The organism is Streptomyces sp. GbtcB6, assembly GCF_019091475.1.
Taxonomy (GTDB): domain Bacteria; phylum Actinomycetota; class Actinomycetes; order Streptomycetales; family Streptomycetaceae; genus Streptomyces; species Streptomyces hyaluromycini.
Genome location: NZ_JAGXJL010000479.1, coordinates 1 through 235 on the forward strand (window position 1 = coordinate 1; position 235 = coordinate 235).

Sequence of the window (235 nt, forward strand, 5' to 3'; positions counted from 1 at the left end):
TGGTTCATGGAGCATGTGGCCGAGCAGGTTGAACGCTGCCGCACCGCGTTCGTGCAGGGAGAACCTGAAGCAGTGGAATGATCGCGCAGTGACTGGTGTGATCACGTCGTCCGAGCCTTCCTCGATACTCCCGTTCACCGGACTGAGCCCGCGGCAGTTCGGCAAGCCGTTCACCGCTTTACGCCGCGAGGGCGCGGACCCGGTTCGCAGGGGCAGGCCATGGAGCCTGCCGTCG

The 235-nt window shown here is 65.1% G+C and carries 1 pseudogene; it reads left to right on the top strand.

The annotated features are described in order from the left end of the window. Positions 1-88: 88 nt before the first annotated feature. A pseudogene (locus KVT45_RS58355) lies at positions 89-235 on the top strand (IS5/IS1182 family transposase); the annotation flags it as partial.